General features: G+C 64.6%; 16 protein-coding genes. 9 read left to right on the top strand and 7 right to left on the bottom strand.

The window, feature by feature from the left end; translation table 11 throughout:
- Window positions 1-73 precede the first annotated feature (73 nt).
- The 4 genes from ACNAOU_RS16925 to ACNAOU_RS16910 all read left to right on the top strand — a co-directional run bounded on the left by ACNAOU_RS16925 (window position 74) and on the right by ACNAOU_RS16910 (window position 5,308).
- Window positions 74-985, top strand: a complete 912-nt coding sequence (locus tag ACNAOU_RS16925) for a glutaminase (RefSeq protein ID WP_055971492.1) — start codon at window positions 74-76, stop codon at window positions 983-985.
- Between the two features lie 112 nt (window positions 986-1,097).
- The gene (gene cobA, locus ACNAOU_RS16920) at window positions 1,098-2,360 is read left to right on the top strand and encodes a uroporphyrinogen-III C-methyltransferase (RefSeq protein ID WP_422757294.1); all 1,263 of its coding nucleotides are present in this window, start codon (window positions 1,098-1,100) and stop codon (window positions 2,358-2,360) included.
- Window positions 2,361-2,380: 20 nt separating this feature from the next.
- On the top strand, window positions 2,381-3,847 hold the full coding sequence (locus ACNAOU_RS16915) for an FAD-dependent oxidoreductase (RefSeq protein WP_055971495.1): 1,467 nt from the start codon (window positions 2,381-2,383) through the stop codon (window positions 3,845-3,847).
- A gap of 81 nt (window positions 3,848-3,928) precedes the next feature.
- Complete coding sequence (locus ACNAOU_RS16910; RefSeq protein ID WP_422757293.1) at window positions 3,929-5,308, top strand: MBL fold metallo-hydrolase; 1,380 nt, start codon at window positions 3,929-3,931, stop codon at window positions 5,306-5,308.
- A gap of 8 nt (window positions 5,309-5,316) precedes the next feature.
- Here the strand turns inward: ACNAOU_RS16910 and ACNAOU_RS16905 are convergent, their stop codons facing one another.
- From ACNAOU_RS16905 to ACNAOU_RS16895, 3 genes are all read right to left on the bottom strand, one after another.
- On the bottom strand, window positions 5,317-5,997 hold the full coding sequence (locus tag ACNAOU_RS16905; RefSeq protein WP_079580847.1) for a FadR/GntR family transcriptional regulator: 681 nt from the start codon (window positions 5,995-5,997) through the stop codon (window positions 5,317-5,319).
- The gene (locus ACNAOU_RS16900) at window positions 5,994-7,274 is read right to left on the bottom strand and encodes an MFS transporter (RefSeq protein ID WP_018776811.1); all 1,281 of its coding nucleotides are present in this window, start codon (window positions 7,272-7,274) and stop codon (window positions 5,994-5,996) included. The genes ACNAOU_RS16905 and ACNAOU_RS16900 overlap by 4 nt, the downstream gene beginning before the upstream one ends.
- Before the next feature lie 64 nt (window positions 7,275-7,338).
- Window positions 7,339-8,781, bottom strand: a complete 1,443-nt coding sequence (locus ACNAOU_RS16895; RefSeq protein ID WP_039242536.1) for a PucR family transcriptional regulator — start codon at window positions 8,779-8,781, stop codon at window positions 7,339-7,341.
- A gap of 143 nt (window positions 8,782-8,924) precedes the next feature.
- Between ACNAOU_RS16895 and ACNAOU_RS16890 the strand changes: the two genes are divergently transcribed.
- Together ACNAOU_RS16890 and gabT are read left to right on the top strand one after the other, a co-directional pair.
- Window positions 8,925-10,355, top strand: a complete 1,431-nt coding sequence (locus tag ACNAOU_RS16890) for a gamma-aminobutyraldehyde dehydrogenase (protein ID WP_422757292.1) — start codon at window positions 8,925-8,927, stop codon at window positions 10,353-10,355.
- A gap of 72 nt (window positions 10,356-10,427) precedes the next feature.
- Window positions 10,428-11,783: a 4-aminobutyrate--2-oxoglutarate transaminase gene (gabT, locus tag ACNAOU_RS16885; protein ID WP_018776808.1), complete on the top strand. Its 1,356-nt coding sequence runs from the start codon at window positions 10,428-10,430 to the stop codon at window positions 11,781-11,783.
- Between the two features lie 500 nt (window positions 11,784-12,283).
- On the opposite strand, the gene ACNAOU_RS16880 is transcribed toward gabT, so the two are convergent.
- The 4 genes from ACNAOU_RS16880 to ACNAOU_RS16865 form a co-directional block, all read right to left on the bottom strand.
- Window positions 12,284-12,511, bottom strand: a complete 228-nt coding sequence (locus tag ACNAOU_RS16880) for a hypothetical protein (protein ID WP_422757291.1) — start codon at window positions 12,509-12,511, stop codon at window positions 12,284-12,286.
- A 454-nt stretch (window positions 12,512-12,965) separates the two neighbouring features.
- A complete protein-coding gene (locus ACNAOU_RS16875) occupies window positions 12,966-15,386 on the bottom strand; it encodes a polysaccharide lyase 8 family protein (protein ID WP_422757290.1) in 2,421 nt (806 codons plus the stop codon).
- A gap of 131 nt (window positions 15,387-15,517) precedes the next feature.
- Window positions 15,518-16,612 carry a LacI family DNA-binding transcriptional regulator gene (locus ACNAOU_RS16870; protein ID WP_422757288.1) on the bottom strand — a complete coding sequence of 365 codons (1,095 nt, stop codon included), beginning with the start codon at window positions 16,610-16,612 and terminating at the stop codon, window positions 15,518-15,520.
- Window positions 16,612-17,637, bottom strand: a complete 1,026-nt coding sequence (locus tag ACNAOU_RS16865) for a hydroxyacid dehydrogenase (RefSeq protein WP_422757287.1) — start codon at window positions 17,635-17,637, stop codon at window positions 16,612-16,614. Before ACNAOU_RS16865 ends, ACNAOU_RS16870 begins: the two co-directional genes overlap by 1 nt.
- Before the next feature lie 256 nt (window positions 17,638-17,893).
- On the opposite strand from ACNAOU_RS16865, the gene ACNAOU_RS16860 reads away from it, so the two are divergent.
- The 3 genes from ACNAOU_RS16860 to ACNAOU_RS16850 are packed head-to-tail and all read left to right on the top strand — an operon-like array spanning window position 17,894 to window position 21,531.
- Window positions 17,894-18,937 (top strand): ABC transporter permease, encoded by a 1,044-nt coding sequence (locus tag ACNAOU_RS16860; protein ID WP_422757286.1) that lies wholly within the window; start codon window positions 17,894-17,896, stop codon window positions 18,935-18,937.
- Window positions 18,921-19,850 carry a carbohydrate ABC transporter permease gene (locus ACNAOU_RS16855; RefSeq protein ID WP_018776803.1) on the top strand — a complete coding sequence of 310 codons (930 nt, stop codon included), beginning with the start codon at window positions 18,921-18,923 and terminating at the stop codon, window positions 19,848-19,850. Before ACNAOU_RS16860 ends, ACNAOU_RS16855 begins: the two co-directional genes overlap by 17 nt.
- A gap of 31 nt (window positions 19,851-19,881) precedes the next feature.
- Window positions 19,882-21,531, top strand: coding sequence for an extracellular solute-binding protein (locus ACNAOU_RS16850; RefSeq protein WP_422757285.1), 1,650 nt, complete (start codon window positions 19,882-19,884; stop codon window positions 21,529-21,531).
- Window positions 21,532-21,617 lie beyond the last annotated feature (86 nt).

Here is a 21,617-nt window from a genome sequence, read left to right as displayed (position 1 = left end):
TGCCGTGCACCCCAGGAGCACTTGTGCGTCACGTCAACGACGACGGGACGCACCCAGACATTAGAGGTTTCCAATGGACATTCAGAATCTCCTCGAAGACATCGTCGGCGCAGTCCAACCGCACGTTGGCCAAGGGAAGGTGGCCGATTACATTCCACAGCTGGGATCCGTAGACCCGGACCAGTTCGGGATCTCGGTGGTTACCCGGGAAGGTGAGGTGTTTTCGGCCGGGGATGCCCATGTGGAGTTCTCCATTCAAAGCATCTCCAAAGTCTTCGCCCTCGCCTTGGTTCTGGCTTCCGACGGCGACCGTATCTGGAAGCGCGTCTTCCGCGAACCCTCGGGCAACCCCTTCAACTCGCTGGTCCAGTTGGAAAGCGAGGAAGGCATTCCCCGGAATCCGTTCATCAATGCCGGTGCGATCGTCGTGACGGACCGGCTCCTGAGCCTGACAGGCGACGCTGCGCACGCCGTCCGGGAATTGATGCGCCAGGAAACCGGAAATACGGGCCTCGATACGGATCAGGTCGTGGCGTCGTCCGAACTGGGCAAAGGGCACCGGAATGCTTCATTGGCCCACTTCCTGGCCAGCTGCGGCAACTTGGAGAACCCGGTCGATGATGTCCTGGACTCCTACGCCAAGCAATGCGCCCTGGCCATGACCTGCGAAGACCTGGCGCTGGCGACCCGGTTCCTCGCTTCGAACGGCCTGGGAGCCGACGGAACCCTGGTGCTGTCACCGGCGCAAACCAAGAGAATCAACGCCGTGATGCTCACCTGCGGGACGTACGACGCCGCCGGGGAGTTCGCGTACCGGGTGGGCCTGCCGGGGAAGAGCGGGGTTGGTGGCGGAATCGTGGCCGTGGTTCCGAACAAGTGCGCCATCAGCGTGTGGAGCCCTGGGCTGGGGCGTTCCGGCAATTCCGTGGCAGGTGTGGCCGCGTTGGACGAGTTCACCACGCGCACCGGGTGGTCCGTCTTCTAGCCCGCCGGATCCCGGGGCCCTTTGCAGACTTTTTGTGACGTTGGATTACCCAGCGTTACCGGTTGTTTCCGAGCCTTTGAAGCATATTACGGCGCCGCCCTACAGTTTTTTCATGGCAATACAGGACATTTACCCCACCGCGCTGAGGCTGCTCGGCCGCCCGGTGCTGGTCGTGGGCGGCGGCCCCGTCGCGGAACGCCGCGCCAAGGGGCTGCTCGACGCCGGTGCGAAAGTCACCGTGGTCGCTCCCATTGCCACTGAAACACTTCAAGGCTTCGACGCTTCGGGACTCCTCTCCTGGGAAGCGCGCGAATACCGCACGTCAGACCTCGACGGCGTCTGGTTCGTCCAGACGGCGACCGGCACATCCGCCGTGGACACCCAGGTGGCAGCCGACGCCGAGGCGCAGCGCATCTGGTGCGTCAACGCCTCCGACCACGAAGCTTCAGCCGCGTGGACGCCTGCCGTGGCCGTGGTGGACGACGTCAAGATTGCCATCAACGCCGGAGGAGACCCACGCCGCGCCATGGCACTGCGCAACGCTGTGGCCACAGCCCTTGAAACAGGTGACCTCCCGCTTCGCAGGCACCGCAAGCCGGGCGCAGGCGGCTCTGTGGCTCTGGTCGGTGGCGGTCCGGGCGACTCGGGACTCATCACCGTCCGCGGCAGGCGCCTGCTGGGCCAGGCCGACGTCGTTGTTGCCGACCGTCTTGGTCCCCGCGAGCTGCTCAAAGAGCTTGCGCCGGACGTCCGCGTGATCGAGGTCGGCAAGACGCCAGGCCACCATCCCGTGCCGCAGCTCGAGATCAACCGCATCCTCGTGGACGAAGCCCTGAAGGGCAATCGTGTGGTCCGCCTGAAAGGCGGCGACCCCTACGTCCTGGGGCGCGGTGGCGAGGAAGCAGAATTTTGCCGGCAGAACGGCGTCGAGGTTGAAGTGGTGTCCGGCGTGACGTCCGCGATTTCGGTTCCGGCAGCCGCCGGCATCCCGGTGACCCACCGCGGCCTGGCGAAGGGCTTCAGCGTGGTCACCGGCCACGAGGAGCTGTCCGAAGTTCCCGCACGGCCCGATCACACTGTGGTGTTGCTCATGGGAGTGGCGCAATTGCGCGATTCCGCGGCTGCCCTGGCAGGCTCGGGTCTGCCTTTGGACACTCCAGTGGGTATCGTAGAGAACGGGTATTTGCCGGACCAGCGCGTCACCATCGGCACTTTGGGAAGCATTGCGGACCAGGCGGAAGCCGTGGGTGTGGCCAATCCAGCGGTCATCGTGATCGGCGACGTCGTCCGGGTCAGCCCCTTTGCGCCCCAGCATTTCAAGACCGCCGACTACAGCACCATCACCCCCAACCGTCCCCGCGTCCGCAGTAACTGAGAAGAAGAAGGAACACAGCCGTGTCAATTAGCACCCCCGTAGGTTCTGCGGACCGTCCGCTCCGCGTCGCCGTCATCGGCTCCGGCCCCGCCGGCGTGTACGCAGCTGACATCCTGACCAAGAGCGAGGCCGTCAAGAGCGGCGAACTCAACGTCAGCATCGACCTCTTCGACCGCTACCCGGCCCCCTACGGCCTGATCCGTTACGGCGTTGCTCCGGACCACCCCCGCATCAAGGGCATTGTCAACGCCCTGCACAAAGTGCTGGACCGCGGCGACATCCGCTTCTTCGGCAACGTCGATTACGGCACGGACATCTCCATCGAGGACCTCCGCAAGCACTACGACGCCATCATCTTCGCCACCGGTGCCATCAAGGATGCCGACCTGAACATCCCGGGCATCGAGCTTGAGGGCTCCTTCGGCGGCGCGGACTTCGTGTCCTGGTACGACGGTCACCCGGACGTTTCCCGCGAATGGCCCCTGGACGCCAAGGAAATCGCCGTCCTGGGCAACGGCAACGTGGCCCTGGACGTGGCACGTGTCCTGTCCAAGCACGCTGATGACCTCCTGGTCACCGAGATCCCGGACAACGTCTACGCCGGCCTGAAGAATTCCCCGGTCACGGACGTCCACGTCTTCGGCCGCCGTGGCCCGGCCCAGGTCAAGTTCACCCCGCTGGAACTCCGGGAGCTTTCGCACTCCAAGGACGTCGACATCATCCTCTACGCCGAGGACTTCGAGTTCGACGAAGAGTCCGACCGCCAGATCCAGACGAACAACCAGACCAAGACCATGGTCGGCACTCTCACCAACTGGATCGCCGAGCAGCCCGAGGACCTGTCCGAGCTGAAGGCTTCCCGCCGCCTGCACCTGCACTTCCTGCACAGCCCGGTGGAGATCGTCGACTCCGCGGAGACTCCGGGCAAGGTTGCCGGCATCAAGTTCGAGCGCACCGAGCTGGACGGCACGGGCAACGCCCGCGGCACCGGCGAGTTCATCGACTACCCGGTCCAGGCCGTGTACCGCGCCATCGGCTACTTCGGTTCGGCGCTGCCGGACGTCGAGTTCGACCACAAGAAGGGCGTCGTGACCAACGACGGCGGCCGCGTCCTGGACGCCGACGGCCAGCACGTTCCGGGCCTCTACGCGACCGGCTGGATCAAGCGTGGTCCCGTCGGCCTCATCGGCCACACCAAGGGCGATGCCCTGGAAACCGTCACCTACCTGCTGGAGGACCGCGAAAACCTGCCGCTGGCTGAGGTCCCGGCGGCAGACGCCGTCGTGGATCTGCTGGATGCCCGCGGCGTGAAGTTCACCAGCTGGGAAGGCTGGCTGGCACTGGATGCCCACGAGCTCGCCCTCGGCGCAGCAGCCACCGAAGCCGGCGGCTCCCACGGCGTCGAAGTCCAGCGTGAGCGCATCAAGGTTGTGCCGCGTGAGGACATGGTCGACATCTCCCGCGATGGAGTCTCGGCACAGGTCTAAGACCAACGCGGGGTCACTTAGGGCCCATTCGGAGCTTCCGGATGGGCCCTAAGTGACCCCGCGTTGTTTTAAGGTGGGGGTATGGACGTCGTCGTCATTGAAACGCCCCAGCTGGGGGACCGGAGCTACCTTGTCCACGACGGTGCCGTCGCCCTGGTGATCGACCCGCAACGGGACATCGACCGGGTGGAAGCGGCAGCCGCCGACGCCGGCGTCCGGATCACCCATGTGGCCGAGACCCACCTTCACAACGACTACGTCACTGGCGGCCTCGTCCTGGCTGAAGCGCACGGAGCCGAGTACTGGGTGAACGCTGCGGACGAGGTGTCATTTGCGCGCGTCCCCGTCTCCGACGGCCAGGTTCTCCGCGTCGGCCGGCTGTTGGTGAAAGTGGTTGCCACTCCCGGGCACACCCACACGCACCTCTCATACGTGGTCCGCGATGACGCGCCCGACGGCGGTCCGGAGGCTGTGTTTTCAGGCGGCAGCTTGCTCTACGGTTCCGTTGGGCGGACGGACCTGGTGTCACCCCACGACACCGCCAAGCTGGCCCACAAACAGTATTCTTCGGTCCGTCGGCTGGTGGACGCGGCACCCCCGGACGCGGCACTCTACCCAACCCACGGATTCGGCTCGTTTTGTTCCAGCGGACCCGCGAGCTACCAGGATTCATCGACGATCGGCGAGCAAGCCCGGACCAACCATGCCTTGACGGACCCCCATGAAGACCACTTCGTCTCAGAGTTACTGGCGAACATTACGGCCTACCCTGCGTACTACGCCCACATGAGTCCCCTCAACGCGGCCGGTGTTGGTCCGGCGGAGCTGGAGGTGCCGGACTCCGTGGATGCCACGGAACTGGACAGGCGTCTCAAGGCGGGGGAGTGGGTAGTGGATCTGCGCAACCGCGTGGCTTTCGCGGACAGCCATCTGCACGGCAGCGTGGGCTTCGAGTACGGGAAGGGGGACAACTTCACCAGCTACCTCGGCTGGGTGATCCCGTGGAACCAACCGCTCACGTTGTTGGGACCGCGCGACGAGGTGGAGAAAGCGATCCGGGACCTGGCGAGGATCGGCATCGAAAGGCCGGATGCCGCCGTCGGGCCTGACGGCGGAGCCGTGGACATAGGTGCCTTGGCGCCGGAGTCTCCACAGGCGAGCTACCCGCACGGTGACTGGGCTGCACTCCTCAAGGGCAGGGAACCGGAGGACATGGTGTTGGATGTGCGCCGCCCGGAGGAATTCGAGGCGTCCCACATCAAAGGCGCCCTGAACGTTCCTGTCTACGAGCTCCTCGGCAGGATCACCGAGCTGCCGGACGCCAGGATCTGGGTGCACTGTGCCACGGGATATCGCGCCAGTGTTGCTGCCAGCCTGCTGGACCGGGCCGGCCGTGACGTGGTGCTGATCAACGCCAGGTTCAGGAACGCGGCCGGGGCAGGGATCGAGACCACGCCGTAATTGATGGGCTAGCGCGGGTTTTGGTCCGAGCAATAGTCGAGATTCCGGTAGACGCTGCGTACAGCGGCGTCGGGATCCCGCGCTTCCAGGGCGTCTACCAGTTCGTCGTGGCCCTCACGGGGAATGCCGTTGAAGCCGCCCTTGCGTTGCTGCCGCAAGAGGTCGTTGTGGAACACGCCGCCAAAGGACACATAGAGCTGGTGCAACAGCGGATTGCCTGATGCCAGGGCGACGCGTTCGTGGAACTCCCAATCGGCGCTGGCCCACGCAGGGTAATCCTCCGCAAGCCATGCATCGTGGCGGGCGGCAAGGAGCCGGCGCATCTCTGCCAGATCCTCCGTGGTGGCGTGCTTGGTGGCCAGACGGGCAGCCTGGGTGTCCAGGCCAAGCCGGACTTCCACGATGTGTTCCTGCGTGTGCTCGAGGTACATGCGCTGGGCTGCCCCGGACATCTCGCTGTTTGCACGCACATACGTGCCGTCACCGCGGCGGACTTCCAGCATGCCTGAGTGCGCCAGTGCTTTGATCGCCTCGCGGAGGGTGCCTCGGGAAACCCCCAACGTGGACATGAGCTCGGGTTCAGCCGGGATGCGTTCCTGCAATGGCCACTCGCCGGACTTGATCATGTCCCGCAGCTTCGCGGTGATTTCCTCGGCCAGGGCCGGGCGGTGGGAAGGCGTCAGGGTCATACGGTCCTCGGTGCGGTCTTGGTGGCAGTGCGCTTGCTGGTGAGCAGGTGGCAAGTGACCATGAGCGCCACAGCCACGATGGACAGCAGGCTCATGGGCAACACCCAGCCGCCGGTGGCGCTGTGGAGCAGCCCCATCCCGAAGGGGCCGATTGCCGCAATCAAGTATCCCAGCGATTGGGCGATGGTGGAGAGTGCGGTGGTTTCCGCCGTCGAACCTCCGCTTCGGCTGATGATCACCAAAACCAGCGGGAAGATGCCCAAGCCGAAGCCGAACAGCACAGCCGGCACCACGGCCATCGACGTCGGCAGCCACAGCATGGCGGCGATGGCCACCAGCGTGGAGCTGCTTGCGAGGTAGAGCGCGGGGCGGAGCATGCCGGGCCGTGAGCCGAAAGCGAGGAGGATCATTCCGGCGGCCACCGAAACCAACTGCATGACGCCGAACTGGAGGCCGCTTTCGGAGGCACTCAGCCCTTGGGAGGTGAGGATATAGGCGAACCAGCTCATCACGGCATATGCGAGGAAGGCCTGGAAGGTGAAGATGGCGGTGATCAGGATGCCGAGGCGCGTGCGGAGCAGTGGCCACATGGAGACGCGCGGGCGGTCGGTCTTGGTGGTGTTCCGGTGCGTGTGCAGGACTACGGGCAGGAAGCCGAGGAGCGCCGCGACACCCAGCAGGCCCCAGGCCGCCAGCCCCATGGACGGCGACCCGAGCTGCTGTGCCAAGGGAACGCTGACCGCTGCGGCGAAGGTTGCGCCGCCGGACATGGTGAACGTGTAGAGGCCGGTCATCATGGACGTGCGGTCCGCATAGTGCTCGCGGATGAACGACGGCATGGCCACGTTGCACACTGCCAGTCCTGACATGGCCAGGACCGTGCCGCCCAGCAGGGCGCCAGTCACCGGCACGCCACGGACCAGCAAGCCCGCAGCCAGGAGGGCCAAGGCGATGGCAATGGCTTTTTCGACACCTACGCGGCGGGTCAACCACGAGGTTCCCATGCCCGCCACCGCGAAGCACAGTAGTGGGATGGATGGCAGGACCGATGCCACCAGGGCCCCGTAGCCCAGGACCTGCTGCAGCTCGTGGAACAGGGCCGCGGCACTGGTAATCCCGGCACGCAGGTTCAGGCCGATGAGCACTACGGCAATAATGCCGACGACGGCGACGACGCGCGTCCTGGGGACTGCTTGGCTGGCCGAAGCGGAAGAAGCCTGGGTAGCAGCAATCGTCGGGATGTTTCCTGTCGTGGGTGTCAGAGGGGTCGTCGCCATATTTAAAGGTTAGACGTTTGACGTCTAATGTCTACAGTTTTGTGGCGAAGCTCTCCGGGAGCGGCTACCTGGGGTTGCGGGAGCCGAGCCGTTGGACCGCCAAGGCGAGCCATAGCTGCACCCGGTCCTGGGTTTGCGAGGGGTCGTAGCCGGTCAGTTCCGTGATCTGGGCCAGACGGTACCGCACGGTGTTCCTGTGGAGGGTAAGCGCCTCGGCAACCGCGGCCACGGAGCCGTTGTGGTTCAGGTAGCTCTCCAGGGTGGCCACCAACTCTGCGCCATGGGCGGCATCAAACTTGCGCAGCGGGGTGAGGGACTCGCTGGCCATGTCCGCCAACGGAACATCCTCGCTGGCCAGCAGTAGTGACGTCAGGCTCAGGCGTTCGGGCTCGTTCACCGGCAAGCCGTGCGCCGCGGCGTCGCGCGCTTCGAAATAGCTCCACCGCAGGCCGTTCGGCTTAGTGTAGGCCCCGCCGATGCCGATCACGGCGTGGATGCCGGCCTCTTGCAGGTGATCGCTAAAGCTCTTGGCCAGGGCGGTGGCGGAACTGCCGTCGTCGCTGACTACCGTCACCAAATCCTTGCCGACGACGGCGCTGACGCCGCCTTCCAGCGCCTGGGGCAGGGAAATACTGACCAGCTGTTTGTGGTGTGCCGTGGACTCGGCAACAAGCACTACGTTCTTGCGGGTGCTGTTGATGCCCACACCTGCCAGTCGACGGGCTGCCTCGATGGTTTCCAGGGTGCCGTGGATGACGTCGTCCAGTACCTGCCCGGCCATGGCACGCTGGGACTGCCGCTGCTTGACCATGTTGTTGAGCTCCACGCTGATCAGGTTCTGCGCGTAGCTGACGATTCCCGAATCGATGAAAGGCTGCCGCAACCAGAGCGTGCAGGCGTCCCTGCGGCCGGTGGGAATCGGATACGAAGCCCAACCGTCCGCCGTCGGGGCCGGTTTCCCCACAACGCTGTTGTAGAGCTGCGCGCTGAACTGGGTGAGCACGACGTCAGTTCGCAGCATGCTGCCAAGTTGCTTGAGGAGTTCATTGAGGCCGCCGCCGGTCAGCAGCGAGCGGGCAAGGATCTGGTGCCCGGCCAGGAGGCGTTCGAGGTTGGAATAATGGTCGGCGGAGTGGGACTCTGCCACGAGTTTGCCGATGGCGATGAACGGGATTTCGTAGGGCACCTCCACCAAGGGCAATCCCCAGCGGTTGGCCTCTGCGATCAGGGCTTCGGGAACCGATTCATGGGTGAGGCCTATACCGAAACCGATCCCCACAGCACCCGCGCGTTGGACCTGGCGGACGAAGCGCCGCTGATCAGCCGCGCTTTTGAGGCGAAGGCCCGTGGTGAGGACCAGCTCGCCGCCACTGAGGAAGCGTTGCGGGTCTTCCAGTTCGGTCACCGCGACCCAGCTGATGTCCTGGTTCCACGTGGTCTCGGCGAGGCCGGACTGACGGAGTTTCAGGGAGGGGACAGCGACGAGCGAAGCGAGGGACAGAGCCATGTTTAAAGCGTAACCCGGCGCTGGGCAAGCGCACTAAGCGGGGTGTGCTTGTGTGTGCAGCTGACTATTCCTTGCACCCCCTCCCTGGCATAGGCTCTGATCAGCTAAATCCATGCCCAGACACCGAAAGAGGGTTGCACGCCGTGGTTCAAACCTTGCAGAACTTCATCAATGGCGAATTCGTCACGCCGGCAGGTACGGGTCTCCTGGACATCGTTAACCCTGCCACCGGGGAAATCGTTGCCAAGTCGCCCATTTCGGTGCAAGCCGACGTGGACGCAGCCATGACCGCCGCCAACGAGGCCTTCAAGACCTGGAAGAAGGCAACCCCCGGCCAGCGCCAGCTCATGCTGCTCAAGCTCGCCGATGCCGTGGAAGCCAACAGCGACGAACTGGTGGAAGCCCAGCACCGCAACACCGGTCAGGTCCGCTCCCTGATCGCCTCCGAGGAAGTTGCGGCCGGCGCCGACCAGCTCCGCTTCTTCGCCGGTGCCGCCCGCATCATGGAAGGCAAGTCCGCAGGCGAGTACTTCGAGGGCCACACCTCCTACGTGCGCCGCGAACCGATCGGCGTCGTAACCCAGGTTGCGCCGTGGAACTACCCGTTCCTCATGGCCATCTGGAAGATCGGCCCCGCCTTGGCCGCGGGCAACACCGTGGTCCTGAAGCCCTCGGACACCACCCCGGAGTCCACCCTGGTACTGGCACGCCTTGCCGGCGAGATCTTCCCGGCCGGCGTCCTCAACGTTGTCCTGGGCACCGGCGAAACCGGCGCCATGATGGTTGACCACAAGGTTCCCGGACTGGTGTCCATTACGGGCTCCGTCCGCGCAGGCATCGCAGTTGCCAGCGGCGCAGCCAAGGGCCTCAAGCGTGCCCACCTGGAACTTGGCGGCAAGGCTCCGGCCATCGTCTTCAAGGATGCCGACATCAAGAAGAGCGCAGCGGCCATCGCCGAGTTCGCTTTCTTCAACGCCGGCCAGGACTGCACGGCCATCACCCGCGTGCTCATTGAGGACTCAGTCCACGATGACGTCGTGGCAGCCATGGTGGAGCACACCAAGACCCTGCACACCGGTTCGCAGAACGACGAAGACAACTACTTCGGTCCGCTCAACAACGTGAACCACTTCAACGCCGTGACCTCCGTGGTGGAGCACCTCCCGGCGAACTGCAAGATCGAAACCGGTGGCCACCGCGCAGGCGAGAAGGGCTTCTTCTTCGAGCCCACCATCATCACCGGCGCCAAGCAGAGCGACGACATCGTGCAGAAGGAAACCTTCGGTCCGGTCATCACCGTGCAGAAGTTCAGCACGGAAGAAGAAGCACTCGAGCTGGCCAACGACGTCGAATACGCCCTGGCGTCCAGCGTCTGGACCACCGACCACGGGACGGCCATGCGCATGAGCCGCGACCTGGACTTCGGTGCGGTCTGGATCAACACCCACATCCTCCTGACGGCAGAGATGCCCCACGGCGGTTTCAAGCAGTCCGGCTACGGCAAGGACCTCTCCATGTACGGCGTCGAGGACTACACGCGGATCAAGCACGTGATGAGTGCATTGGATGCATAACGCAATTGCATAGCGCAGTTGCGTAACGCGTCCGCGTAACCCGTACGAATTTCCCAGAAAGGCAACCACCCCATGACCACCACCGCGAACGAACTGTCGTACCGCATCGAGCAGAAGCGCAACATCAACGGCGCTTTCCCCGGCCCCAAGTCGCAGGCACTGGCCGAGCGTCGCTCCGCCGTCGTTGCTGCCGGCGTCGCCTCGGGCGTCCCCGTCTACGTTGAAGACGCCGACGGCGGCATCATCCGCGACGTCGACGGCAACTCCTTCATCGACCTCGGCTCGGGCATCGCCGTGACCAGCGTCGGCGCGTCCGATCCCGCCGTCGTCGCCGCTGTCCAGGAAGCTGCAGCGCACTTCACGCACACCTGCTTCATGGTTACCCCCTACGAGGGCTACGTTGCAGTTGCCGAGCAGCTCAACCGCCTCACCCCGGGCGACCACGCCAAGCGCACCGTGCTGTTCAACTCCGGCGCTGAAGCCGTGGAGAACGCCGTCAAGGTTGCACGCCTGGCCACCGGCCGCGACGCCGTGGTTGCTTTCGACCACGCCTACCACGGCCGCACCAACCTGACCATGGCCCTGACCGCCAAGGCCATGCCGTACAAGACCAACTTCGGCCCGTTCGCGCCCGAGGTCTACCGCATGCCCATGAGCTACCCGTTCCGTGAAGAGAACCCGGAGATCACGGGTGCCGAGGCAGCCAAGCGCGCCATCACCATGATCGAGAAGCAGATCGGTGGCGACCAGGTTGCCGCGATCATCATTGAGCCCATCCAGGGCGAGGGCGGCTTCATCGTTCCGGCCGAAGGCTTCCTGCCGGCACTGTCCGCATGGGCCAAGGAAAAGGGCATCGTCTTCATCGCCGACGAAGTCCAGTCCGGCTTCTGCCGCACGGGCGAATGGTTCGCCGTTGACCACGAAGGTGTTGTCCCGGACATCATCACCATGGCCAAGGGCATCGCCGGCGGCCTCCCGCTGTCCGCGATCACCGGCCGCGCCGACCTGCTCGACGCCGTCCACCCGGGCGGCCTCGGCGGCACCTACGGTGGCAACCCGGTTGCCTGCGCAGCAGCACTCGCCGCGATCGACACCATGGAACAGCACGACCTCAACGGCCGCGCCCGCCACATCGAAGAGCTCGCCCTGGGCAAGCTGCGCGAACTGGCTGAAGAAGTTTCCGTGGTCGGCGACATCCGTGGCCGTGGCGCCATGCTGGCCATCGAGCTCGTCCAGCCCGGATCCAAGGAACCCAACGCCGAGCTCACCAAGGCCGTTGCCGCTGCTTGCCTCAAGGAAGGTGTCATCATCCTCACCTGTGGCACCTACGGCAACGTGATCCGTCTGCTCCCGCCGCTGGTCATCAGCGACGAACTGCTCCTCGACGGCCTCGAGGTCCTCGCCGCAGCCATCAAGGCCAACGCGTAACTTTCACCGCTGTACACAGAAGGAGGGCCGGGGTTTCCCGGCCCTCCTTCTGTGTGTGCGCCGGGTTCGCCGGGTGGGCTGGAGCGGGCCGAGATCGCTGGAGTGGGCCGAGATCGCTGTAGCTATCCAGCGATCCTGCATGGGTCCCGCGATCTCGACGCCGGAGCGCCCTAGGTGCCCAGCGTCAGGTCCTTCTGGTGACCATGTCCGTCCAGCTGGACCTCGATGACCACGGGCCCGGCACTGACCAGGCCCACGCCGAGTTCGCCGGAGCGCGCCGAGATCGCCGTTCCTCGTCGAGATCGCCGTAGCTATCCAGCGATCCGGCATGGCTGCCGCGATTTCGACGCCGGAGCGCCCTAGGTGCCCAGCGTCAGGTTCTTCTGGTGACCGTGTCCGTCCAGCTGGACCTCGTTGACCACGGGCCCGGCACTGACCAGGCCCACGCCGGGATCACCGTAGCGAGCCGAGATCGCCGGAGTGGGCCGAGATCGCCGTTGCTATCCAGCGATCCTGCATGGCTCCCGCGATCTCGACGCCGGAATGCACGAGGTGCCCAGCGTCAGGTTCTTCTGGTGACCATGTCCGTCCAGCTGGACCTCGATGACCACGGGCCCGACACTGACCAGGCGCACGCCGTCGCCGGGCCACGCCGTCGCCGCAGTGGGCCGAGTTCGCCGGAGCGCGCCGAGTTCGCCGGACTGCGCCGAGATCGCCGTTGCTATCATGCGATCCTGCATGGCTCTGGCGATCTCGACGCCGGAACGCCCTAGGCGCCAAGCCTCAGGTTTTTCTGGTGGCCATGTCCGTCCAGCTGGACCTCGATGACCACGGGCTCGGCGCTGACCAGGGCCACGCCGTCGCCGCAGTGGCCCGAGTTCGCCGGAGCGCGCCGAGTTCGCCGTTCCTCGTCGAGATCGCTGTAGCTATCCAGCGATCCTGCATGGGTCCCGCGATCTCGACGCCGGAACGCCCTAGGTGCCCAGCGTCAGGTTCTTCTGGTGGCCGTGTTCGTCCAGCTGGACCTCGATGACCACGGGCCCGACACTGACCAGGCCCACGCCGCGATCGTCGTACCGTGCCGAGATCGCCGGAGTGCGCCGAGATCGCCGTTCCTCGTCGAGATCGCTGTAGCTAGACAGCGGTCCTGCATGGCTCCCGCGATCTCGACGCCGAAACGCCCTAGGCGCCCAGCGTCAGGTTCTTCTGGTGGCCATGTCCGTCCAGCTGGACCTCGATGACCACAGGCCTGACACTGACCAGGGCCACGCCGTCGTCGGCCTGTACAACGGTGCGCCACTGAGAACCAGGCAGCGTGATCCGGACGCTGGCTTGGGTCCGGGATGGGTCGGCCACGGACAGGGTGAGCTGGTTCCCGGCCTGGTGGGCTGCCAGGGTGCAGGAGCCGGAGACGGCATAGCCGCCTGCAGTGCCTGCTGCGAAGAAGTTGGCCAGGACGAGTTGGTCCTTGACCAGCTCAACCATCTGGACCTCCGACGAATTGGCCAGGACGTTGACATCGGGGTTGGCCGACTGGGAGAACGTAGTGGAATGGCTTGCCGCGGGCAACACCATGTAGGCATAGCCCGACCCGGATGGATCCACACCGTGGCGGTGCGTGACGGTCACATAGTCCCGGGTAACAGGATCGGTTGACCCGCCGGTGTCTGCTCCGGAGTTCACGTCGAACCAGCTCCCCGTTCGGCGGACCACGGCCACTTCAGGCACCCCGGACACTCCCGGCGCATCGAGGAACACGTAGCCGCCGTGCCCCTCGATGTGCACGGACCTCTTGAGCTGTACCGCTGCATCGCCGGGCGCCATGCGACGGTTCCGGGAATCGGTCCGCAATGCAGGCACGGTTCCTGTCGCGAACGCCCTGTTCTCCACCGTGGTCTGGACGGCAGCCCCACCCGTGCCGGTGATGCCCGCCCCCAGGCAGACCACCGCGTCATCAAGGAAGAACCAGGACTTCCTGCCGGACAAGGTCTTGTTGTGGTTGAGATGGTCCATGCCGATGACACCCCACCGGGCATCCACGGTGAGCCCACCGGCAAAAGCCTGGAAAGCGCGCGGAATTCCGGTCCCGGCGCCTCCCGCGCCGCTGGCCCGTGCTTGGTCATTGACCGTGGTGCCGGGAAGGGCGTAGGGATCCACCGTCGGCCAGAAATCGGAGCTGAACTGCGAGGGGTCCTGGCGGGTGTAAACGAACGTCATGCCGTCGCCCTGGTACCAGCCAAGGTTGTTCTCGCTGTTGCCCCACTCGTACCTGCCGATGCGCTTGGAGGACAGGTTCACCGTGCAACCCCACTGGGGGCGGTGGTGGACCAGTCGGTCCTGATCGGCGAACATGCGGCTGTACACCGGTGCCGGCGCGGAGACCACGGCGGTATTGGAGAGGACGTCCAGGGACAACAGGGACTTTGCCAGGCTCTGCGTTGGGTGCCCTACGAGTTTCTGGTCTGCGCAGCGTTCCAGCCAGCCCTTGGCCAAGGCCAGGAACCGGGAACGGTACGGCTCCTCGCAGCCCGGCGCCAACAGCAGCACCGCGGAGATCAGGCCGAAGCCGCTGACGTAGTCGGGTTCCCGTTGCCGCGACACGGCACGGCCGCGGACGGTGTCCATGATCCGGCCGTCCCACACGAACGGGGCATAGGTCTGTTCCACTGCCTCAAGGAGTACGGTTCTTTTCGGGTCGCTGACGGCCCACAAGCTCCCGCCAAGCATGGCAATGATCTCTGCGATACCGGCTAACGCCACCACGCCGTAGGTCCCGGCATAAGGCAGGTACGTGTGCTGCACGAAGGAGCCGTCGGTATAGAAGCCGTCGCCGCTGGTCACGTAGGTGAACACGCTGTTGACTCCACCGCGGACGGTGTCGCTCAGGGCATCACGTCCCAACGCGATTTCATCCGGATTGTTGTCCAGGATGCCGCGCATGCAGCAGGCCAGCGCCTTGTCCACGCGGTTGGCGCCTGTCTCGGCGAAAGATGTAGCACGGCCGCGCCAATTCGGGTTCGGTGCGAACCAGCGCACAGCTGCCAGCAGGGACGTCCGCAGGGCTTCGGGGACCTCGGTATGAAGCAGTGTCAGGATATCCACTGACTTGCGGGGAACACCGATTTCCCAGAACCACCAGTTTCCGGCAGCGCGCATCCCGGGCTTGTACGCGGTGTCATTGAGGAGCTTCAGTCCGGCAACAATGTCAGCGGCCAGTTCCGGGTTCCCGGCGTAGGGATTGCCGGGGACCGCGTAGCCCAACGCCATGTCGTAGAGGCGGTTGAAGTGCAGGCCCATGTTGCTGGTAGCCGCGGTGGACTGTCCTATACCCGTCAAGGGGATGTCGCTCCACAGAGAGGTCCGGACCGGCGCCTTGTCCATGGAGGTCCACCACGTTCCGGCGGTGCTGCCCATCCCTTCGAGCTGCCCTGCGAGTTCGGGGACATCCGCGGCGCTCCGGCTCCCGGTAAGGACCAGGCGTCGACGATCTATGAGTTCCTGCAAGCCGGCGTCGCCGGCTGCCATGGACGGCGCTGTCTGGGACAGCAGTGCCCCGGCGAGGGCGGCAGCCCCCGTGGTGCGGAAGAGATTTCGGCGGCTCATGGTGGGTCCAGTGAAGTTCAAAACTGCTCCGTTCAAAACTGTTTCGGGGGTGATGGGAATGCGGCTGCGGTGAAGCTCTCCGCAGCTTTATGTCCGGTTCCCGGGTCCCTCAACAGCAGTGAACGGAGAGTTCACGACTGTTTGGGAGGTGACACCGAGTCCCGGATGACTATGTGAGTGCCGACGGTGAGGGTGTTGTCGGAGGAGGCGCCGGCGTCGTGCGGAGACTGGGCCAGCGCCAGCCGCACGGCTTCGCGTCCCAGTTCCTCGAGCGGCACCCGCACAGTTGTCAGGCGGGGACGCAGCTCGCTGGCCACGGGAACGTCGTCGTAGCCAACAACCGAAATGTCCTCCGGGACCCTGATTCCGCGTTCTTCGAGAGCCTCCAGGATTCCGGCGGCCACGAGGTCGTTGGCACCAAAGACGGCGGTGAACCCAAGGTTCTGCTCCAACAGTTCGCGCATCCGGCTGTAGCCGAAGCCGCGGCCAAAGGCTCCTTCGTGGACCAGGGCAGGATCGCGTTCGATACCTCGGGCATCCAGGGCGCGGTAGAAACCGGCCAGCCGGGACGCCGTCGTCGAAAAATCACGGGGGCCACCGACGTAAAGGATCCTCCGGTGTCCCTGCGAGATCAGGTAGTCGGTAATGGCGAAGGCGCCTCCTTCGTTGTCGTAGGTGACCATCTTGGTGGGAACACCAGGGCCCAGGGACGGCCTGCCACAGAGGACCAACGCGGACCCTGCCGCAGCAAGCGCCCGGGCACGGTCGGCCATCTGCTTCCGGTAACGGGGGTCGTCCGACGCTCCGCCCACCACGATCACCGCATCAGTCCGCTGCTCGCGCATGAGGTCCACCAGCGCGAGCTCCCGTTCCTTGTCGCCATGGGTGGCGGTGATCAGGCACAGGCGTCCCTCGGCGCTCGCCTGCCGCTCCACGCCCCGGGCAATGTAAGCGAAGAAAGGGTCGGCGACATCGTTGATGATGATTCCGACCGTGCGGGTAGTGGCACCGGCCAGGGCACGGGCATGCGCGTTGGCCACGTAGCCGAGGTCCGACACGGAGCGGAAGATCCGCTCACGCGTGGCTTTGGCCACCGGGTAGTTGCCACTCAGAGCCCTGGAAACGGTGGCCACGGACACGCCTGCCGCCTGTGCGACGTCGGCAATGGTGGCGCCGCTGCCGCCGCGGGCATGGATCGGATCTGTGGGGGAGCTTTTGTCAGTCACTAGGCGATTCTCGCAAGATCCGCCGCCAATACCGGATAAGCCAAGGGCAAGCCCTCGCTCAATCGCCGGACTTCCGTGACGGCGTGGCTGCCCAGACGGTGGATCTCGTTGCCCATTGCCCCGGCGATATGAGGCGTCAGCACCACATTGGGCAGGGTGTGCAGGACCGAGTCGGCAGGCAGCGGTTCCGGATCCGTGACATCCAGATACGCGTCCAGCCGGCCCGACACGAGTTCCGCCGTCAGGGCTGCTGCATCGATCAGCGCGCCGCGTGCGGTGTTGATGACCAGTGTCCCGTCCTTCATGAGGGCAAGTTGCTGCGCACCGATGATGCCGCGCGTTTCAGCGATGTCCGGAGCGTGGATGCTCACCACATCGGAGAGGGCGCAGAGCTGGTCCAGGCCAACAGTTTCAACACCCAGTTTGGCGGCCTCGACGGCGGTGAGGTAGGGGTCGTAGACCAGTACCCGCGCGTCGAGGTTCTTGAGCAGTCCGATCACTTGGCGCCCGACGCGGGAGGCGCCCACCAAGCCGATCGTGACGCCGTTGGTTCCGATGGTGGGAAACCCTGCGGCGTTGCGGGAGGCGCCTGTCATGCGCAGTTGCTCACTGAACCTCCGGGCCCTCTTCAGGCCCATGACGATAGCGGCGAACGTGAACTCGGCCACCGGCACGGCATTTGCCGCGGCCGACGACGACACCTGGATTCCCCGGGTGTACACCTCAGGGGACAGGAAAGTTTTCACGGTGCCTGCCGCGTGGACGATGCAGCGCAACCGGGGCAAGTGGTCCAGCACGAAGGCATCAATGAGAGGAGCGCCCCACCCGGTGATGAGCAGTTCGGCGTCTCGGAGGCGCTCAAGGGTGCTCGGGACGGTGAAATCGGAGACGGGCTCGGGATCCAGCAGTGTGACGATTCCACGGAGCCGGGCAAGGTCCTCGGTGCTGAACAGGGTGGGCAGATTACTGCGGCCCATCACGAACGCAGCCTTGATGGTGCCGGCGTGCTGGAGGTTGGTGGTCACTGCAGGTTTCCGTCCGGTCGTGGTGATGAAAGCATAGAAAGCGCTTGCTATTTGCATGTCAGCGTAGGTGCGTCGAAGAATGGCTGTCAATCCCAGATTCCAATCAATATATGGATTCTTCTGTGTTATTGACATCACACAATTCTTCTGGGTAGCTTGTTCCCCATAGTAAACGCTTACTATTTCTAGCCGTCGAGCGCTTCCGGGCGCCGGGCCACTCCACATCCGCCGGCTTCGGCGCAGACAGAGGAAATACATGAGCAGCAACAGCCAGACACTCACGCCCCAGGCGACGCCCGACGTCGGCGGGCTGGCGCCGGTGGCGGAAGGCCGCCGTCGGGGTCGCCCACCCGGGGGACCTGCCGCAGGCCGCGGCCGCAAGAAGAGCCTCATGGCCCGGATCCGCCGCGACAAAGTGATGTTGCTGTTGATCGCGCCGGGCTTCCTGTACTTCGTGGTGTTCCACTATGTCCCGCTGGCCGGCAACATCATCGCTTTCCTGGACTACAAGCCTTACCTCGGATTCGTGGACAGTGTTTGGGTGGGCCTGGACAACTTCGCGGCCATGTTCCAGGACGGTGCCTTCTGGGAAGCCCTGCGCAACACCTTGGTGATCACGGGGCTCCAATTGGCCCTGTTCTTCCCGGTTCCCATCTGCCTGGCCTTGCTGTTGAACAGCATCGTGTCCGACAGGATCAGGAAGTTCGTCCAGAGCGTGGTCTACCTGCCGCACTTCATTGGCTGGGTGATCATCGTGGCAGTCTTCTCCGAAGTCCTCGGTGCCACCGGCGCTGTCCCGCACCTGCTGGAGAGCCTGGGCCTTCCGCGCTTCGACGCCATGACCACTCCCGAGTTCTTCCCGTTCCTGGTCACCATCCAGTCCATCTGGAAGGACGCCGGATGGGGCACCATCATCTTCCTGGCAGCCCTCATGAACGTGGATCAGGAACTGTACGAGGCCGCCGCAGTGGATGGAGCGAACGCACGGCACCGGCTGTGGCACATCACCCTCCCCGGAATCATGCCGGTGATCATCCTGCTCCTCATCCTCAACCTGGGCAGCATCCTGTCCGTCGGTTTCGAACAGATCGTTCTCCAGCGCGACAACGTGGGTCCCGGTGCCGGAGAAGTCCTGGATACCTATGTGTACTTCCACGGCATCCAGGACGGGCAGTGGGGTCCGGCGGCAGCCGTGGGCCTGGTGAAGGGCATTGTGGGCCTGATCCTGGTGCTCGGTGCCAACAAACTCGCCCATCTCTTTGGACAGGAAGGTGTCTATTCCAATGGCAAATCCAAGTAGCACCCTGGTGGCCGGTCTGGGCCGGCTGAAGCCCAAGGACACACGCCCGATCTGGATGGAGAAACCCAAGCCCGCCGTCCAGGTTGCCAAGACCATCGCATTGGTCATCATCTGCTTCCTGGCCCTGTACCCGCTGCTGGCCGTCTTGGCTACGAGCCTCTCCAGCCAAAGCGAGATCGCCAACAACAACGGCTTGGTCCTCTTCCCCAAAGAGCCCACGTTCGCTGCCTACCAGACCATCTTTGCCGGGGGAGTGGTGACCGATGCGTTGATCCGCTCGCTCCTTATCACCACCGTGGGCACGGCCCTCTCCCTAGTGGTTACGGTGGCCATGGCCTACGGCCTCACGCGCCGGGACCTGGTCGGCGGGCGCTTCTTCCTCATGACCGCCCTGTTCACCATGCTTTTCAGCCCCGGCATCATCCCCAGCTTCCTCATGGTCAAGGAACTCGGACTGCTGGACAGCTACGCGGCGCTGGTCCTGCCCACCTTGATGAGTGCCTTCAACCTGGTGGTGGTCCGGTCCTTCTTCATGAACCTCCCGCAGGAACTGTTCGAGGCCGCGAAGATCGACGGCGCGGGGGACTTCCGCATCCTGGTCCAGATGGTGTTGCCGCTCTCGCGAGGCGTGCTGGCCGTCGTCGGACTGTTCTACGCGGTGGGCTACTGGAACGCGTTCTTCAACGCCATGCTCTACCTGAACGATGACAAGTGGCCGCTGTCCATGATCCTGCGGCAATACGTGTTGCTCGGCCAGCCCATGGGCGACTCCGCAGTAGCCGAGATCGCGGTGCCGTCGCAGGCGATCCAGATGGCCGTCGTCGTGATTTCCCTGATCCCGATCGTGATCGTGTTCCCGTTCCTCCAGCGCTACTTCACCAAGGGCGTCCTCACCGGCGCCATCAAAGGCTAGTCCAACTCTCCATTCTTGAAAGGGAAGACCCATGAACGCAGTACCCTCTGCCGGCCCCAGCCGCCGGAACTTCCTCTCCGTAGCAGGCATCGGTGCGCTGGCTCTCTTCAGCGGCGGGGCCCTGGCCGGCTGCGGGCAGCGCACCACCAGTGTCGCCTCGAACGCCAGCGAAGCATTGTTGCCCACGCACATGCCCCTCCAGGCAGCCGCTGCCGACATCCCCGGTACTGCGCAAGGTGTGCCGTCGGCGTTCTACAAGTACCCCGCGCCGTTCCGCAGCGTGCAGACAGCACCGCTGAAGGGAGGCAAAATCACAGCTATCACCAACCTGTTCGGGACCGCTCCCAATGCGCGGGCGGACAACCCTGCGTGGCAGGCCATCGAAGCCCGACTGGGCGGGCAGGTGGACATCACCTCGGTCTCCTCGGACGACTACGCCACCAAGTTCAACACCATCATCGCGGGCGGCGAGCTTCCGGACCTCATGCTCAACGACGGCGCCGCCGTGCCCAACATCGTGGAGTTCCTGCAGGCCAAATGTGCGGACCTGACACCGTTGCTGGGCGGCGACAAGATCAAGGACTACCCCAACCTGGCCGCCATCCCGGAGGTGTTCTGGAAGCAGACCGTCCAGGCCGGCAAGCTGTACTCGCTGCCCATTCCGCGCAACCTCACCGGCGGATCCGGCTTCGTGAACCAGACGCTGTTGGAGAACGTCGGCGTCAAGTCCACTGAAGACATCAAGGACAAGGACGACTTCTACCGGGTGGCCAAGGAACTCACCAACCCCTCCAAGAACCAGTGGGCGTTGGGCAGCACCAAGTTTGGGCTCACCATGCTGCACCACATGTTCCGCACACCGAACGTCTGGAAGAACGACGGCGGCAAACTCACCAGGGCGTTCGAGACGGACGAATACATGGCAGCGATCGAGTTCGCAGCCAAACTCTACAAAGACGGCTTGTACGTTCCCGGCTCCGAAGGTTGGACGAAGTCGCAGATGGTCAACTCCTTCATCTCCGGCAAGGTGGCCATGATCTACGACGGACTCCCGGCCTACATCGGACCCACCGGTTACGGCCGCAGCGTTCCCGCAGCCAACAAGGCCAACAAAGCCGTCCCGTTCATCCCTGTGGGCCACGACGGCGGCAAGGCGCAGACCTGGTTGGACAACATCACGTTCGGCACCGTGATGCTCAAGAAAGCCGACGAAACCAAGCTCAAGGAAGTCCTGGCCGTGGCCAACTTCCTGGCGGCTCCGTTCGGCAGCGAGGAGTACCTGCTGCTCAACTACGGCGCAGAAGGGGCCGACTACACCTTGGACGCCAGCGGTAATCCCGTGGTGACCGATCGCGCCCTGCTGGACAACGCCGTGCCGTGGAAGTACCTGGCCGCACCGCAGCAAGTGGTGTACGACCCCAGCAACAAGGACATTTTGGACGTCATGCATAATGCCTACTCGAAGCTCATCCCGTTGGGTGTCGAAGATCCCTGTGGCACGCTGTTCAGCCCCACCAATGCCAGCAAGGGCGCCAAGCTGGGCCAGCCCGTCTCCGACGCCGCCACAGCAGTCATTGCCGGACGTGGCACCATGGACGCACTCAAGACTGCCGTGGCGGACTGGAAGAAGAATGGTGGCGACACCATCCGCGGCGAATACGAATCGGCGCTGGCCAAGTAGCCGATCCGCCCCGCCCCGGCCTGCACAACCCGGCCAGCACAACCCGGCCTGCACAACCCGGTCTGCACAACCCGGCCTGCACAACC

It is taken from the genome of Paenarthrobacter sp. C1 (assembly GCF_049315185.1).
GTDB lineage: Bacteria > Actinomycetota > Actinomycetes > Actinomycetales > Micrococcaceae > Arthrobacter > Arthrobacter nicotinovorans.
This window is presented reverse-complemented; position numbering and strand designations above follow the sequence as displayed.

Bases quoted from the DNA above. Each gene is read 5' to 3' on its own strand.
- cobA (WP_422757294.1), top strand. From the start codon at position 1,098: ATGGCAATACAGGACATTTACCCCACCGCGCTGAGGCTGCTCGGCCGC.
- ACNAOU_RS16910 (WP_422757293.1), top strand. From the start codon at position 3,929: ATGGACGTCGTCGTCATTGAAACGCCCCAGCTGGGGGACCGGAGCTAC.
- ACNAOU_RS16905 (WP_079580847.1), bottom strand. From the start codon at position 5,997: ATGACCCTGACGCCTTCCCACCGCCCGGCCCTGGCCGAGGAAATCACC.
- ACNAOU_RS16925 (WP_055971492.1), top strand. From the start codon at position 74: ATGGACATTCAGAATCTCCTCGAAGACATCGTCGGCGCAGTCCAACCG.
- ACNAOU_RS16900 (WP_018776811.1), bottom strand. From the start codon at position 7,274: ATGGCGACGACCCCTCTGACACCCACGACAGGAAACATCCCGACGATT.
- ACNAOU_RS16880 (WP_422757291.1), bottom strand. From the start codon at position 12,511: ATGATAGCAACGGCGATCTCGGCGCAGTCCGGCGAACTCGGCGCGCTC.
- ACNAOU_RS16860 (WP_422757286.1), top strand. From the start codon at position 17,894: ATGAGCAGCAACAGCCAGACACTCACGCCCCAGGCGACGCCCGACGTC.
- ACNAOU_RS16855 (WP_018776803.1), top strand. From the start codon at position 18,921: ATGGCAAATCCAAGTAGCACCCTGGTGGCCGGTCTGGGCCGGCTGAAG.
- ACNAOU_RS16850 (WP_422757285.1), top strand. From the start codon at position 19,882: ATGAACGCAGTACCCTCTGCCGGCCCCAGCCGCCGGAACTTCCTCTCC.
- ACNAOU_RS16875 (WP_422757290.1), bottom strand. From the start codon at position 15,386: ATGAGCCGCCGAAATCTCTTCCGCACCACGGGGGCTGCCGCCCTCGCC.
- gabT (WP_018776808.1), top strand. From the start codon at position 10,428: ATGACCACCACCGCGAACGAACTGTCGTACCGCATCGAGCAGAAGCGC.
- ACNAOU_RS16895 (WP_039242536.1), bottom strand. From the start codon at position 8,781: ATGGCTCTGTCCCTCGCTTCGCTCGTCGCTGTCCCCTCCCTGAAACTC.